The organism is Pseudomonas sp. AA-38 (assembly GCF_029457475.1).
Taxonomy (GTDB): Bacteria; Pseudomonadota; Gammaproteobacteria; order Pseudomonadales; family Pseudomonadaceae; genus Aquipseudomonas.
Genome location: NZ_CP120359.1, coordinates 3,196,981 through 3,212,194, shown reverse-complemented (window position 1 = coordinate 3,212,194; position 15,214 = coordinate 3,196,981). Strand labels below are relative to the sequence as shown.

Here is a 15,214-nt window from a genome sequence, read left to right as displayed (position 1 = left end):
AACCGTCACTTTTACACGGGATAAGGGGTTAGCCATGCGCAGTGAGTCCTATTGGCTCGATACCGCACCGGCGTTCACCGGCGCTCAGACCGGCGCACTGCCGGCACGCGTCGATGTTGCCGTGGTCGGCGGCGGTTTCACCGGGCTGTCGGCGGCCCGTGCGCTGGCCCTGAAAGGGGCGAGCGTGGCGGTACTGGAGGCCGGCCGGGTGGTCGGCGAGGCCTCCGGGCGTAATGGCGGGCATTGCAATACCGGGGTGGCCCAGGACTACGCCAGCCTGGTCGCCAGCCTCGGCGCCGAGCGGGCCCGCGCTTATTACCGGGCCTATGAAAGTGCGGTGCAGAGCGTGGTCGCTTTGGTGGAGGCGGAAGGCATCGCTTGCGACCTCAAGCGCAGCGGCAAGCTCAAGCTGGCTGCCAAGCCCCAGCACTACGATGGCCTGGCGCGCACCTGCGAGCTGATCCGCCGCGAGGTCGACGCCGAGGTGGAGCTGTTGTCCGCCGAACAGGCCCGTGCCGAAGTCGACTCGGCCGAGTTCCACGGCGGCCTGCTGCAGCGCAACGGTGTGCAGATGCATGTCGGCCGCTTCGGTGTTGGTCTGGCCGAAGCGGCGGCGCGCCACGGTGCGCTGATCTACCAGCAGACCACCCTGCAGGGCTGGAAGGCCGAGGCCGGTGGCTATCGGCTCGAAACCAGTGGCGGCAGCCTGCAGGCCGGCCAGGTACTGATGGCGACCGGCGCCAGCCAGCACGGCGGGCTGGGTTGGTACCGGCGGCGGATCGTGCCGGTGGGCAGTTTCATCGTGGCCACCGAGGTATTGCCCCAGGCGCTGCTCGATCAGCTATTGCCGCAACGGCGTTCGTACGTCACCAGCCGCATGATCGGCAACTACTTCCGGGTGACCCCGGACAACCGCCTGCTGTTCGGTGGCCGGGCGCGCTTCGCCATGTCCGGAGGCAGCTCCGATGCCAAGAGCGGCAAGATCCTGCAGGCGGCGATGGCGCAAATGTTCCCGCCGTTGGCCCAGGTGAAAATCGACTATTGCTGGGGCGGTTTGGTGGATATGACCTCCGACCGCCTGCCACGCGCCGGCCAGCATGGCGGCGTGTATCACGCCATGGGCTACAGCGGCCATGGTGTGCAGATGTCGGTGCACATGGGCCAGGCGATGGCCGAGGTGATGGACGGCAAGGCCGAGGCCAACCCCTGGGGCGATCTGGATTGGCCGGCGATTCCCGGGCATTTCGGCAAGCCCTGGTTCCTCCCGGTGGTGGGGGTCTACTACCGCCTTCAGGACTACTTGCATTGAGCGTGTGACAAGAAAAGCAGTGGCACCACCGTCGTTTGCGTTACCCGGTCGCTCCGCTTAGCCGTGAGCATTCGAGCCTTCCATTTTCGACAGGTAGAACGATATGTCTGACAACAAGAACATCCCCGACACTCAACTGATCAGCGGCGAGCAGAGTCAGCGCATTTTCGAGGGGCTCAACCGGGGCATGTCGCGCCGTGACGCCCTGCGCATGCTGGGCCTGGCTGGTATCGCCGCGGCTGGCGCGGGTAGCCTGTTCGGCCCGGCAGGCCAGGTGCTGGCCGCTGGCGCCAGCGCAGGCAGCGTCAAGGGCAAACGTGGTGGGCGCATCAAGGTGGCCAGCGCCACCAGCTCCACCGCCGACACCCTCGACCCGGCCAAGGGCTCGAACTACACCGATTACTGTCGGCACAACATGTTCTACAACGGCCTGACCTCGCTGGACGAGCAACTGGTGCCGCGCATGGCCCTGGCCGAGTCGTTCGACACCAGCGATGCCTTGTCCTGGAACATCAAGCTGCGCAAGGACATCCTGTTCCACGATGGCAAGCCGATGACCTCGGCCGACGTGGTCTACTCGCTGACCCGGCACAAGCTGCCGCAGGTGGGCTCCAAGGCGCTGAGCATCGCCCAGCAGTTCGAGGAGGTGAAGGCCAACGGCCCGCACGAGGTGCAGGTGCGCCTGATCAGCCCCAATGCCGACCTGCCGGCGGTGCTCGGCACCACGCATTTTCTCATCGTGCGGGACGGCACCACCGACTTCACCACCGCCAACGGCACCGGGCCGTTCACCTGTGCCGAGTTCCAGCCGGGCGTGCGCTCCATCGCCAAGCGCAATGACAACTACTGGAAGCCGGGCCTGCCGTATCTCGACGAGATCGAGTTCTTCTCCATCCCCGATGAGTCGGCACGGATCAGCGCGTTGCTGGCCGGCGACGTGGATCTGATCAACCCGGTCAGCCCGCGCTCGGTTTCGCGCCTCGAGGGCAATGCCAACGTGGCGCTGATGGAGTCGCCCACTGGCGGCTACACCAACCTGGTGATGCGCGATGAGCTGGGCCCGGTGCAGAACCCGGATTTCGTTCTGGCCATGAAGTACCTGCTCGATCGCAAGCAGATCAACCGCGTGGCCTTTCGTGGCTACGGCAGGATCGCCAACGACCAGCCGATCGCCGCCAACAGCCGCTATTACTCCGCCGATGTCCCGCAGCGCGCGTTCGACCTGGACAAGGCCAAGTTTCACCTCCAGAAGTCCGGCATGGCCGGGCGCTCCTTGCCGCTGGTGGCGTCGGAGGCTGCTACCGGCTCGCTGGACATCGCCCAGCTCCTGCAGCTCTCCGGCCAGCAGATCGGCCTCAAGCTGGATATCAAACGGGTTCCAGCCGATGGCTACTGGTCCAATCACTGGATGAAGCACCCGCTGGGTTTCGGTGCCATCGGGGCGCGTCCGACCGCCGATCTGTTGTTCAGCCTGTTCTTCCAGTCCGATGCTGTGATGAACGAGTCGGGTTGGAAGAACGAGCGCTTCGATCAGTTGCTGCTCGCCGCGCGCGGGGAAACCGACGACGCCAAGCGCAAACAGATGTACGGTGAGATGCAGGCGCTGGTGCATGAGCACTGTGGGGTCGGCATCTCCCAGTTCAACAGCAGCCTCGATGGCCGTAATGCCAAGCTCAAGGGACTGGTGCCTCACCCACTGGGTGGGCTGATGGGCTACATGTTCGCCGAGTACGCCTGGTTGGATGCCTGAAGCGCAGCGCCGATAAGCACGGCGCCGCCGGCACTGTAAGGCAGGCGGCGACCCTATAACAAGAGGGGCTTGAATATGAACGGCACCATTGCGCGCCTTGTGGTGGGACGTCTGGGGATTGGCGTGATCACCTTGTTGATCGTCTCGCTGGTGGTATTTTTCCTCACCAGTTTGTTGCCCGGCGACGCCGTGCAGGAAATGCTCGGCCAGGAGGCCACCCCTGAAGCGGTGGCGGCCATGCGGGCGCAGCTTGGTCTGGATCAGCCGATCTACCTGCGCTACCTGCACTGGCTCGGCGGACTGCTCAGTGGCAGCCCTGGGGTATCGATGGTCAATGGCATGCCGGTGGGCGATCTGATCGCCAGCCGCCTGCCCAACACCCTGAGCCTGGCGGCAATCACCGCGCTGGTGTCGGTGCCGATAGCGCTGAGCATCGGCATTCTCTCGGCGATGTACCGTGGCTCGAAGTTTGACCGCTACAGCAACATGCTGACGGTGTTCGCGGTGTCCGTGCCGGAGTTTCTCATCGCCACCATCGCCGTGCTGATCTTCGCCGTGAAGCTGGGCTGGCTGTCGGCCTTGTCGCGCAGTGTCGAGGTGCACAGCTTCGGCGAGCTGTTGCGCGTCTATGCCATGCCAGTGCTGACCCTGTGCTGCGTGCTGATCGCCCAGATGGCGCGCATGACCCGCGCGGCGGTGGTCGATCAGCTCAGTTCGCCCTACGTGGAAATGGCCGTGCTCAAGGGCGCCCGGCCGATCCGCGTGGTGCTGCGCCACGCACTGCCCAACGCCATCGGGCCGATCGCCAATGCGGTGGCGTTGAGCCTGTCGTACCTGCTCGGCGGCGTGGTCATCGTCGAGTCGATCTTCAACTATCCGGGGATCGCGACGCTGATCGTCAATGGCGTGATCACCCGCGACATGCCCTTGGTGCAGGCCTGCGTAATGCTGTTCTGCCTGGGCTTCCTGACGCTGGTGCTGCTGGCCGACCTCTGTGCCATCCTGTCCAACCCGAGGCTGCGCAAATGAAAACGGACACCGTATCCACACGAGCGAGCGCCGCGCTGCGCGATATTCCCCTCGAGGCTCCGCTGCCCGCCGTGGCGCCGCGCAAGCGTCGTCTGAAGCTGTCCGGTGCCGGCATCGTCGGTTTGCTGCTGGTGCTGTTCTGGGCCGTGATGGCGGTGGCTGGCCCCTGGCTGGCACCGCACGACCCCAACGCTCTGGTCAGCGATGACTTCTTCGGCCCGCTGAGCCTGCAATTCCCGCTGGGCAGCGATTACCTGGGCCGCGACATGCTCAGCCGCCTGCTGCAGGGCGCGCCATACACCATCGGCGTGGCCCTGCTGGCCACCGTGCTGGCCTGCTCCGCCGGCGTACTGCTGGCGCTGGTGGCGGCGGCCTCCGGAGGCTGGCTGGATGCCCTGATCAGCCGCACCCAGGATGCTCTGATCGCCATTCCCAACAAGATCTTCGCCCTGTTGATGGTGGCTTCGTTCGGCTCCTCGGTGCCGTTGTTGCTGCTGATGGCGGCTTTCGCCTACATGCCCGGCTCGTTCCGTATCGCCCGTGCCGTGGCGGTGAACCTGATGGCCATGGACTTCGTGCGGGTCGCGCGTACCCGCGGTGAGGGCATGGCCTACATCATCTTCATCGAGGTGCTGCCGAACATGCTGCGCCCGGTGTTCACCGATTTCGGCCTGCGTTTCGTCTACGTGGTGCTGTTGCTCAGTGCCATGAGCTTCCTCGGCCTGGGCATCCAGCCGCCGGATGCCGACTGGGGTTCGCTGGTGCGCGAGAACATTCAGGGTCTGGGCCAGGGCGCCCCGGCCGTACTGGCCCCGGCGCTGGCCATCGCTAGCCTGACCATGGGCGTCAACCTGCTGATCGACAGCCTCGGCGGACGAACCCAGCGCGGCACGGAGAAGTGACATGAAGCAGATCGTCAAGGTAAGTGGCTTGCAGGTGGCCGCCCGCAATGACCAGGGCATCGACGTACCGATCGTGCAGGGGGCCGAATTCAGCCTGAACAAGGGCGAGGTGCTGGCGCTGATCGGTGAGTCCGGCTCGGGCAAGAGCACCATCGCCCTGTCACTGATGGGCTATGCCCGCGCCGGTTGCTGCATCGTCGGTGGCTCGGTGCGCATCGGCGAGGTCGATGTGCTGCAGCTCTCCAACAGCGAGCTGGCCAAGTTGCGCGGGCGCACCGTGGCCTATATCGCGCAGAGCGCGGCAGCGGCCTTCAACCCCTCGAAGACCATCATGGCGCAGGTGATCGAAGGCGCCCTGATCCATGGCCTGCTGTCACGCAAGCAGGCGCAGGACAAAGCCGTCGAGCTGTTCCGCGCCCTGGCCTTGCCGGAACCCGAGCGTATCGGCGCGCGTTATCCGCACCAGGTCTCGGGCGGGCAGTTGCAACGTCTGATGGCGGCCATGGCGCTGATCACCGACCCAGCCCTGGTGATCCTCGACGAGCCGACCACGGCGCTGGACGTGACCACCCAGATCGAAGTGCTGCGCGCCTTCAAGCAGGTGGTGCGCGAGCGCGATACCACCGCCATCTACGTGTCCCACGATCTGGCCGTGGTGGCGCAGATGGCCGACCGCATCATCGTGCTGCGTGATGGCCAGATTCAGGAGCACAACAGCACCGAACAGATCCTGCGCGAGCCGCAACATCCCTATACGCGCAGCCTGCTGGCGGCGATGAAGCCAACGGTGCAGGGCGGCGTCAGCGATCATCAGGTCACTCCGGAGGAGGAGGGCCTGCTGCTCGACGTGCGTGGCCTGGAAATCTGCTACGGCATCAAGAAGGTGCTGCACCAGGTCGACCTCAAGGTGCGGCGTGGCGAGGCAGTGGGGGTGATCGGCGAGTCCGGTTCGGGCAAGACCACCCTGGCGCAGGCCATCGCCGGCCTGGTCGAACCCTCGGCCGGACAGATCCTGCTCGATGCTCAGCCGCTGAGCCGCTCTCTGGATGGGCGCAGCCGCGAGCAGTTCCGGCGCATCCAGTACGTGTTCCAGAATGCCGACACGGCGCTCAACCCGCAGCACAGCATCGAAGACATCCTGGCCCGGCCACTGCGCTTCTACCACGGCATGAAGGGCGCGCAGCAGCAGCGGCGCATGGCCGAATTGCTGGAGCTGGTGCAGTTGCCGGCCGGCATCGCCCAGCGCCGCCCCAGCGAGCTGTCCGGTGGCCAGAAGCAACGCATCAACCTGGCACGGGCGCTGGCCGCCGAGCCGGATCTGATCCTCTGTGACGAAGTCACCTCGGCGCTGGATACCGTGGTCGGCGCGGCGATTCTCGAACTGCTGCGCGACCTGCGCCGCGAGCTGGGCTTGTCCTACCTGTTCATCAGCCACGACATCTCCACGGTGCGCGCGCTGTGCGACGACATCGTGGTGATGTACAGCGGCCACAAGGTGGAGGCCGGTGATCAGCAGGCCTTCGCCCAGGCGCCGTTCCACCCTTACACCGACCTGCTGATCAACTCGGTACCGGAGCTGCGCCAGGGCTGGCTGGAAAATTGCGGCGCCAGCTACGGCGCCTTGCCCGTGATCAGCGAGCCGGCCGTGGGCGCCAGGCTGTGCCCCTTCCTCGATCGTTGTTCGGTGCGTGTCGAGGGGCTGTGCAACCGCCGCGAGCCGCCGCGTGTCCTCATCGCCGGTGGCAGCGAGGTGCTCTGTCACCGCAGCAGCGCCGAACTGCAGCAGGCGCAGCAGGTGCGCTGCGAGCGCAAGCTTCTGGAAGCCTACGCATGAGAGCCCGGGCACTGGAGATCTGCAAACGTCTGATCGCCTTCGACAGCGTTTCCTCGGAGTCCAACCTGGCGCTGATCGACTACGTGCGCGAGCTGCTGGCGAGCCGGGGCATCGAGTCGCTGATCGTCAAGGACGAGAGCGGACGCAAGGCCAACCTGTTCGCCAGCGTCGGCCCGCGTGAGGTGCCGGGCATCCTGCTGTCCGGGCACACCGACGTGGTACCGGCGGCCGGCCAGGCCTGGACGCTGCCGGCCTTCGCGCTGACGCAGCGCGACGGGCGCCTGTATGGCCGCGGCAGTTGCGACATGAAGGGCTTCATCGCCCTGGCCATCGACGCCATGCTGAACGCCGCCGATGGCCCCCTGAATCGCCCGTTGCAACTGGCCCTGTCCCATGACGAGGAAATCGGCTGCGTTGGCGTGCGCCGCCTGCTCGACGTGCTGCACCTGGCGCCGGTTCGGCCCATGCTGTGCATCATCGGTGAGCCGACACGCATGCAGTTCGTCCTCGGCCACAAGGGCAAGGGCTCCTACCGCGCCCTGTGTCGTGGCCAGGAGGCGCATTCCTCGCTGGCGCCGCGTTCGGCCAATGCCATTCACCTGGCCTGCGACTTCATCGCCACGCTGCGCGAGGGCCAACGGCGTTTGCAACAGCAGGGCGCGCACGACGCCGCCTACGACGTGCCCTACAGCACCGTGCATGTCGGCCAGATCGCCGGCGGCAAGGCACTGAACATCGTGCCCAACCTGTGCAGCCTGGATTTCGAGGTGCGCAACCTGCCGGCCGATGACCTCGACGGCTTCATCGAGCAGATGCGTGAGCAGGCCGAGGCCATTGCCGCCGAGGCCAAGCGCCTGTCCAGCGTGGCGACCATCGAGATCGAGACGTTGAACGTCTACCCCGGCCTCGACACCCACCCCAGTGTGGAAGCCGTGCGCTTTCTGCAAGCGTTCGCCGAGCCGGGTACGGGCACTGCCAAGGTGTCGTTCGGCACCGAGGGTGGTCTGTTCACCCAGCGCCTGGACGTGCCGGTGGTGGTCTGCGGGCCGGGCTCCATCGAACAGGCGCACAAGCCCGACGAGTTCGTCGAGCTGAGCCAGATGGACGCTGGCGAGCGCTTTCTCGACGGCCTGCTGGGCTCGTTGCGTAGCTGACACGGGGCCCCGACAGGGCGCGGCAGAGCCTGCCGTGGCGGGGCGATTTTCAGCATCCGCCACTGTGCAACGGGCGCTTTCAGCATCCTCGCCTGCCGCCCCTCAATAGACTGAAGGTCATCTCGAAAGCGGAGTCCATCATGTTGAAGAATCGTTTGCAGGATCCCAGCCTTCTGGTCGAGCGTGCCTATATCGATGGGCAGTGGCAGGCGGCTGACAACGGTGCCACGCTGGAGGTGATCAACCCCGCCAGCGGCGAATGCATCGCCCGCGTACCGGCCCTGCAGGGCAGCGAAACCCGCCGCGCCATCGAGGCCGCCGAGCGCGCCTGGCCGGCCTGGCGGGCGCGCCCGGCTGCCGAACGCGCGGCGCTGCTGGAGCGCTGGTATCAGGCCATGCTCGACAACCTCGACGACCTGGCACTGATCATGACCTGCGAGCAGGGCAAGCCACTGGCCGAAGCCCAGGGCGAGATCCGCTATGGCGCCAGTTTCGTCAAATGGTTCGCCGAGGAGGCGCGCCGCGTCTATGGCGAAACCATTCCGGCGCCCAGCGGTGATCGGCGCCTGCTGACCCTCAAGCAGCCCGTGGGCGTGTGTGCGGCCATCACTCCATGGAACTTCCCCAATGCCATGATCACGCGCAAGTGCGCGCCGGCCCTGGCTGCCGGTTGCCCGATCGTGGTCAAGCCTTCCGAGCTGACCCCGCTGTCGGCCCTGGCCCTGGCGGTGCTGGCCGAGCGCGTGGGTATCCCTGCCGGGGTGTTCAACGTGCTGACCGGTATGCCGGCGGGCATCGGTGAAGAACTCACCGGCAACCCCACGGTGCGCAAGATTTCCTTCACCGGCTCCACCGCCGTCGGCCGCCTGCTGATGCGCCAGAGCGCCGAGCAGATCAAGCGCCTGAGCCTGGAGCTAGGGGGTAACGCGCCGTTCATCGTGTTCGATGACGCCGACCTGGAACAGGCGATTGCCGGGGTGATGCAGAGCAAGTTTCGCAACGCCGGGCAGACCTGCGTGTGCGCCAACCGCATCCTGGTGCAGGACGGCATCTACGCGCGCTTCGCCGTGCGCCTGGTGGAGGAGGTGGGCAAGCTCCAGGTCGGCGACGGCCTGCAGGCCGGCACCACCATCGGCCCGCTGATCAACGCTGCGGCCGTGAGCAAGGTCGCCCGGCATATCGACGATGCCCTGAGCCAGGGCGCGACGCTGCTCTGCGGCGGGATGCCGACGGGGGAGGGGCAGTTCGTCCAGCCCAGCGTGCTCGGCGATGCTCACCCCGGCATGTTGCTGGCCAATGAAGAAACCTTCGGCCCGGTCGCGCCGCTGATGCGCTTCAGTACCGAGGAACAGGCGCTGGAAATGGCCAACGCCACGCCCTATGGCCTCGGTGCCTACTTCTTCACCCAGGACATGCGTCGTTCCTGGCGCGTCGGCGAGGCGCTGGAGTTCGGCATGGTCGGCCTCAACACCGGGCTGATCTCGATGGAGGTGGCGCCCTTTGGCGGCGTCAAGCAATCGGGTCTGGGCCGCGAGGGCTCCCGATACGGCCTCGACGAATACCTGGAAATCAAGGCATTTCATATCGGCGGCCTGCTGGGCGCGTGAGGTGAGGCATGAGCAAAACCTACAGAATCGCTGCCATCGCCGGTGACGGCATCGGCCAGGAAGTGATGCCCGAGGGCCTGCGCGTGCTGCAGCAGGCCGCTGCCAAGTGGGAACTGCAACTGAGCATCGAAGTGTTCGAGTGGGCCAACTGCGACTATTACCTGCAGCACGGGCAGATGATGCCCGACGACTGGTTCGAGCAGCTCAAGGGCTTCGACGCCATCTACTTCGGCGCCGTTGGCTGGCCGGACAAGGTACCCGATCACATCTCGCTGTGGGGCTCGCTGCTCAGGTTCCGCCGCGACTTCGACCAGTACGTGAACATCCGCCCGGTGCGCCTGTTCCCTGGCGTACCTTGCCCGCTGGCCGGGCGCGAGCCGGGCGATATCGATTTCGTGGTGATCCGCGAGAACACCGAGGGCGAGTATTCCTCGGTGGGCGGCAAGATGTTCGAGGGCAGCGAGCACGAGTTCGTCTTGCAGGAGTCGGTGTTCACCCGCCGGGGCGTGGATCGCATCCTCAGGTTCGCCTTCGACTTGGCGCAGAGCCGGCCGCGCCAGCGTCTTACCGCCGCGACCAAGTCCAACGGCATCTCCATCAGCATGCCCTACTGGGACGAGCGCACCGAGCTGATGGCCGCCCAGTACCCCGAGGTGAGCTGGGACAAGCAGCACATCGACATCCTCTGCGCGCGCTTCGTGCTGCAGCCGGATCGCTTCGACGTGGTGGTGGCCTCCAACCTGTTCGGCGACATTCTCTCCGACCTCGGCCCGGCCTGCGCCGGCACCATCGGCATTGCGCCGTCGGCCAACCTCGACCCCGAGCGGCGCTTCCCCTCGCTGTTCGAGCCGGTGCACGGTTCGGCGCCGGACATCTTCGGGCGCAACATCGCCAACCCCATCGCGATGATCTGGTCCGGTGCGCTGATGCTGGATTTTCTCGGCGCCGGCGATGCCCGTTATCGCGCGGCCCACGATGGCATCCTCGCGGCCATCGAGCAGGTCATCGCCAGCGGAGCGGTGACTCCCGATCTCGGCGGCCAGGGTTCGACCCAGGACGTCGGCAAGGCCATCGCGGCAGCGCTGTGATGGCACGCGGCGCTCTACCTCAAGGGCTGGCCGATTCTGCCGTTTGCCGTGAGCAAAACAGTCGATCCGTATCGCTGGGCCGCCAAGTTCGGCTTAGAACGTTGCCCGCAAGGCTTAACCTGAACTGCATCGCAGCCCCCCAGGCTGCCCGCTCACCATGGGACCTGTCATGAACAGCAAATGCGAAGAAACCCCTTACCTGTTGCAACAGCGTGAACGCTTCGTGCCGCGCGGCCTGCTCACCGCCCATCCGTTGGTCATCGAGCGCGCCCAGGGCGCCGAAGTCTGGGACGTGGACGGCAAGCGCTACCTGGATTTCGTCGGTGGCATCGGCGTCATGAACATCGGCCACAACCACCCGCAGGTGCTCGCCGCCGTGCAGGCGCAACTGCAGAAGGTCACCCATGCCTGCTTCCAGGTGGTGGCCTACCGGCCTTACCTGGACCTGGTGCAGCGCCTGAGTGAACTGGTGGCCGGTGACAGCGGCATCGCCCACAAGGCGGCACTGTTCACCTCGGGCGCCGAGGCGGTGGAGAACGCGGTGAAGATCGCCCGTGCCCATACCCAGCGCCCGGCGGTGATCGCCTTCCGTGGCGGCTTCCATGGCCGTACCTTGCTCGGCACTACCCTGACCGGCATGAGTCAGCCCTACAAACAGAATTTCGGCCTGGCCCCCGAGGTGTTCCATACCCCGTACCCCAATGCCTATCGCGGCTTCACCAGCGACATGGCGCTGGCCGCCCTGCACGAGCTGTTCGCCACCCAGGTGACGCCGGATCGGGTGGCCGCCATTCTCATCGAGCCGGTGCAGGGCGATGGTGGCTTTCTTGCCGCGCCGCTGGAGTTCCTCCAGGCGCTACGCGAGCTGACCGAAAGACATGGCATCGTGCTGATTCTCGACGAAGTGCAGGCCGGCTTCGGACGTACCGGCACCTGGTTCGGCTTCCAGCATGCGGGCATCCAGCCCGATCTGGTCACCGTGGCCAAGAGCCTGGCTGCCGGCATGCCGATTTCCGGCGTGGTGGGGCGTGCCGAGATCATGGACGCCGCCGCGCCGGGCGGCCTTGGCGGCACCTACGGCGGTAACGCCCTGGCCTGCGCTGCCGCGCTGGCGGTGATCGACACCTATGAACGCGAGCATCTGCTGGCCCGTGGCGAGCAGTTGGGCCAGCGCCTGCGCCAGGGCCTACTGGCGTTGCAGGCGCGCTACCCGCAGATCGGCGACGTGCGTGGCAGCGGCTTCATGCTGGCCATGGAACTGGTCAAGGACGACGCCGCGCGCAGCCCGGATGCCGAGCTCAACCAGCGCATCATCGACGAGGCGCGCAAGGGTGGCCTGCTGGTGATCAAGTGCGGCATATACCGCAACGTGCTGCGCTTCCTCGCGCCGCTGGTCACCGAACCGGCGCAGATCGACGAAGCGTTGGTGATTCTCGACGGCGCCTTGCAGCGCGCGCTGCGCTGAGCCGCTTCGGGCCGTTGCCGCAGAGGTGCCCAGAGGTGGCAGCGGCCATTGAACCTGTGGAGGTTTTAAAGCCATGGAACTGACGGACTATCGTGCCCTGTTGATCGACTGCGACGAAGTGCTGATCGACCGTGATTCGGGGATCTGGACTGCGTTGCAAACGCTGCTGGCCCAACACCCACAACCGCCCGAGAAGGATGAGGTGCTGGAGCTGTTCCGGCAGATTTCCCAGGCGCTGGCGCCGCGCTTCGATGAGCTGGGGGTCGGCGGCTCGCTGTGTTTCGCCCATCGCCAATTGGCTCAGAAGCTGGGCCTGGAAGCCAGTTGGGAGGAGGGCATGGCCTTCGCCCGTTCGGCTTGTGACTGGCCATTGTTCGAGGATGCCCCCGGCGCGCTGCTGTACCTGCGCAAGTTCTACCGCGTGCTGGTCTATGCCGATCGCGACAGTGCCGACCGCGACCCATTATGCGAGCGCCTGGGCATCGCCAGCGAGGAGCTGTTCTCCCCGGCCGCCAGTCCCCTGAGCGACCCGGCCTGGTTGCAGGCCAACGACCTGCAGCGCAAGCATCTGCTGCTGATCACCAGCGCCGCCGCCCGCCCCATGGCGCCCGTGGACATGTGCCTGATCCGCCGCGCCGAGAGTGTCCATGCCCAGCCTTGCCAGGCGCATTTCTGTGCGAGCAGCATGGCGGACCTGGTCGCGCTGCATCAGTTGTCTTTACGGGGCTGAGTTTGCTAGAAAGACGCACGGCGTATTCGAGAGGTAAGTGATGGAAGGTGGATTGAAGCTGGATCGGATCGACATCAACATCCTGGTCGAATTGCAGAAGGATGGGCGCATCACCAACGTCAGCCTGGCCGACGCCGTGGGTCTTTCTGCCAGCCCATGCCTGCAACGGGTCAAACGCCTCGAAGCGGCTGGCTACATCTCCGGCTATAACGCCCACCTCAACCTGGCCAAGATCACCGAATCGGTGACGGTATTCACCGAAGTCACCCTCAGTGACCACAAGCGTGAAGACTTCGCCAAGTTCGAGTCCAACATCCGCCTGGTCGATGAAGTGCTCGAATGCCACCTGATCAGTGGTGGCTACGACTACCTGGTGCGCTTCATGACCCGCAGCATCCAGCACTACCAGGACGTGATGGAAGGCCTGCTGGACAAGAACATCGGCATCTCCAAGTACTTCAGCTACATCGTCATCAAATCTCCCGTGCACAAGGATGGCGTGCCCCTGCGCAAGCTGCTGAGCCAGCAATAGGCGAAACGGCATTTTCTCCTAGCGACAGGCTTGCCGCTCAGCGTGCCAGCAGTGCCGGGCGCGGGCGCAAGGTCAGGCCGGCATGCACCACCAGGGTGGCGATCACCAGCGCGCCGCCGTAGAGCGCCGAGTGAGTCGGCGTTTCCTGCAGGAAGTACCAGACCCACAACGTACCCAGCACGCTTTCCAGCAGGTAGAACAGCGCCACCTCGGCCGAGGGCAGATAGCGTGTGGCGTTGTTGATCAGCAGCGTAGCCAGCGGCATCTGTACCAGCCCCATGAGCGCCAGCACCCAGTAGCTTGAAGCCTCCAGGCCGAACGGCTGGGCTTTCGGCCAGGCGATCAGCGCGGCGGCCAGGCCACCGAGGGCGATCAGCGGCATGCGCTCCAGGGTAGGGTGGCGGCGCAGCAGCGTGAGGTTGGCGCCCACCGCTGCCGAGGACAACAAGGCATAGCCATTGCCGGCCAGATCGCCCGCCTGGAAGGCGCCGGCGAACACCACCAGGATGCCCAGAGCGGCCACGCCAATCGCCAGCCAGGTGTGCAGGGCCACCGGCTCGCCGAGGAAGAAGCGGGTGAACAGCGCGGCGAACAATGGCGCGGTGCAGAGGATGATCACCACGTTGGCGACCTGGGTATGCAGGATGGCCAGGACGAAGAAGATCGAGATCAACGCCAGCAACAGGGCCGAGGTGGCGCTGAGTAGCGGCTGTGCGCGAATGCTCGCGCGGCTTCTGGCCGACAGCGAAAACACCCCCAGCGCCAGGCACATCAGCAGGCCGCGCCAGAACAGAATGCTCCAGCCATCGGTATGCGCCAGGCGCACCAGCAGGCCATCGAAACTGAGTACCACGATGCCGCTGGTGACGAGCCATAAACCGCGTGCTGAGTCTTTCATCCCTGTGTCCTCGGGGCCTGTTGTCCTGGCTTGGGGCGAGCAGAGCGCCGCCAGATTTCAGGCCGATGATGGCCGCGCTGCTGACCGAGAACCTGCCCAGAAACGCCCCGAGCACTGCGGTTAGCGACCTGCTGCTCCAGGCAGAGGTGATGATGCGGCTGGGCTTGAGTGAAAGCTGTACGAAGCATCGGGTTGCAAGGGCCGCTACCTTAGCCTTGCTGAAGGGTGAGTTACTGATCGTCCCCACGTGCAGCCTGGGGACGATCACTTCGTCAGCATGGGGCCCTGAAGATGCCCGACCATCCGGAGGCCAGCCATGGCACCTGCCAAGCATCCGTGCCAAGATTTGTCGGTAGACAAGCGAGAGGTTATGCCATGGATCTGCAGAAGATCGAGGATGAAGCCCTGCACCTTTCCCGTGAGGAGCGCGCACAACTGATCCAGCGTCTGGTCTTGAGCCTCGAAGCCCCCTCGGAAGAAGAGCTACGAGCAGACTGGTTGCTTGAAGCACGACAGCGCATGGAAGAGCTCGACAGTGGCTCGGTTCAGGCGGTGCCAGGTGATGCAGTGATGAACAAGGCCAGAGCCTTGATTCGATGAAATATTCGTTCCACCCGGCAGCGGAGGCCGAGTTTCTGGAGTCGGTCGGTTATTACGAATCGAAGATTCCTGGCTTGGGTGGGGCACTCGTCGCGGAGTTCGAGGCTCTGGCCAAACTGATTGGCGAATCCCCCAGAGCCTGGCGCGTTGAACTCGAGCCGGACATTCGCAGTGCTCCGCTACGCCGTTTTCCCCTATCCATCCTCTACCGGGAAACGTCTGAAGGCTTTCAGGTGCTGGCCCTCGCTCATCACCGACGCCGCCCGCAATTCTGGCTGGGTAGGCGCTAAGGCAGCTCTGTTGCGCTATGGGCCTT

Annotated in this window: 14 protein-coding genes; 13 read left to right on the top strand and 1 reads right to left on the bottom strand. The window is 65.4% G+C overall.

The features are described from left to right. Nucleotides 1–34 precede the first annotated feature (34 nt). The 11 genes from PVE35_RS14730 to PVE35_RS14680 all read left to right on the top strand — a co-directional run bounded on the left by PVE35_RS14730 (nt 35) and on the right by PVE35_RS14680 (nt 13,400). Nucleotides 35–1,309, top strand: a complete 1,275-nt coding sequence (locus PVE35_RS14730; protein WP_277372228.1) for an FAD-binding oxidoreductase — start codon at nt 35–37, stop codon at nt 1,307–1,309. 103 nt (nt 1,310–1,412) lie between these two features. Next, nucleotides 1,413–3,059, top strand: a complete 1,647-nt coding sequence (locus PVE35_RS14725) for an ABC transporter substrate-binding protein (RefSeq protein ID WP_268182952.1) — start codon at nt 1,413–1,415, stop codon at nt 3,057–3,059. Between the two features lie 75 nt (nt 3,060–3,134). Further along, complete coding sequence (locus tag PVE35_RS14720) at nt 3,135–4,088, top strand: ABC transporter permease (RefSeq protein ID WP_268182954.1); 954 nt, start codon at nt 3,135–3,137, stop codon at nt 4,086–4,088. Next, nucleotides 4,085–4,990, top strand: coding sequence for an ABC transporter permease (locus tag PVE35_RS14715; RefSeq protein ID WP_277372227.1), 906 nt, complete (start codon nt 4,085–4,087; stop codon nt 4,988–4,990). Before PVE35_RS14720 ends, PVE35_RS14715 begins: the two co-directional genes overlap by 4 nt. 1 nt (nt 4,991) lies before the next feature. After that, nucleotides 4,992–6,824 carry an ABC transporter ATP-binding protein gene (locus PVE35_RS14710; protein ID WP_277372226.1) on the top strand — a complete coding sequence of 611 codons (1,833 nt, stop codon included), beginning with the start codon at nt 4,992–4,994 and terminating at the stop codon, nt 6,822–6,824. Next, nucleotides 6,821–7,978, top strand: a complete 1,158-nt coding sequence (argE, locus tag PVE35_RS14705; RefSeq protein WP_277372225.1) for an acetylornithine deacetylase — start codon at nt 6,821–6,823, stop codon at nt 7,976–7,978. The genes PVE35_RS14710 and argE overlap by 4 nt, the downstream gene beginning before the upstream one ends. A 140-nt stretch (nt 7,979–8,118) precedes the next feature. Continuing rightward, a complete protein-coding gene (locus tag PVE35_RS14700; protein WP_277372224.1) occupies nt 8,119–9,585 on the top strand; it encodes an NAD-dependent succinate-semialdehyde dehydrogenase in 1,467 nt (488 codons plus the stop codon). Nucleotides 9,586–9,593: 8 nt separating this feature from the next. Beyond that, nucleotides 9,594–10,673, top strand: coding sequence for a tartrate dehydrogenase (locus tag PVE35_RS14695; protein ID WP_277372223.1), 1,080 nt, complete (start codon nt 9,594–9,596; stop codon nt 10,671–10,673). A gap of 169 nt (nt 10,674–10,842) precedes the next feature. Further along, on the top strand, nt 10,843–12,138 hold the full coding sequence (gene gabT, locus PVE35_RS14690; protein WP_277372222.1) for a 4-aminobutyrate--2-oxoglutarate transaminase: 1,296 nt from the start codon (nt 10,843–10,845) through the stop codon (nt 12,136–12,138). Between the two features lie 73 nt (nt 12,139–12,211). Continuing rightward, a complete protein-coding gene (locus PVE35_RS14685) occupies nt 12,212–12,868 on the top strand; it encodes a 2-haloalkanoic acid dehalogenase (RefSeq protein ID WP_268182969.1) in 657 nt (218 codons plus the stop codon). Nucleotides 12,869–12,908: 40 nt separating this feature from the next. Then, entirely contained in the window at nt 12,909–13,400 is a 492-nt protein-coding gene (locus PVE35_RS14680) for an Lrp/AsnC family transcriptional regulator (protein ID WP_268182970.1), read from the top strand. Nucleotides 13,401–13,437: 37 nt separating this feature from the next. On the opposite strand, the gene PVE35_RS14675 is transcribed toward PVE35_RS14680, so the two are convergent. Next, nucleotides 13,438–14,298, bottom strand: coding sequence for a DMT family transporter (locus PVE35_RS14675; RefSeq protein ID WP_268182972.1), 861 nt, complete (start codon nt 14,296–14,298; stop codon nt 13,438–13,440). Between the two features lie 375 nt (nt 14,299–14,673). Here PVE35_RS14675 and PVE35_RS14670 point away from each other — a divergent pair, with 375 nt between their 5' ends. Together PVE35_RS14670 and PVE35_RS14665 are read left to right on the top strand one after the other, a co-directional pair. Beyond that, complete coding sequence (locus tag PVE35_RS14670) at nt 14,674–14,898, top strand: addiction module protein (protein WP_268182974.1); 225 nt, start codon at nt 14,674–14,676, stop codon at nt 14,896–14,898. Continuing rightward, nucleotides 14,895–15,188 carry a type II toxin-antitoxin system RelE/ParE family toxin gene (locus tag PVE35_RS14665; protein WP_277372221.1) on the top strand — a complete coding sequence of 98 codons (294 nt, stop codon included), beginning with the start codon at nt 14,895–14,897 and terminating at the stop codon, nt 15,186–15,188. The genes PVE35_RS14670 and PVE35_RS14665 overlap by 4 nt, the downstream gene beginning before the upstream one ends. Nucleotides 15,189–15,214: the final 26 nt, after the last annotated feature.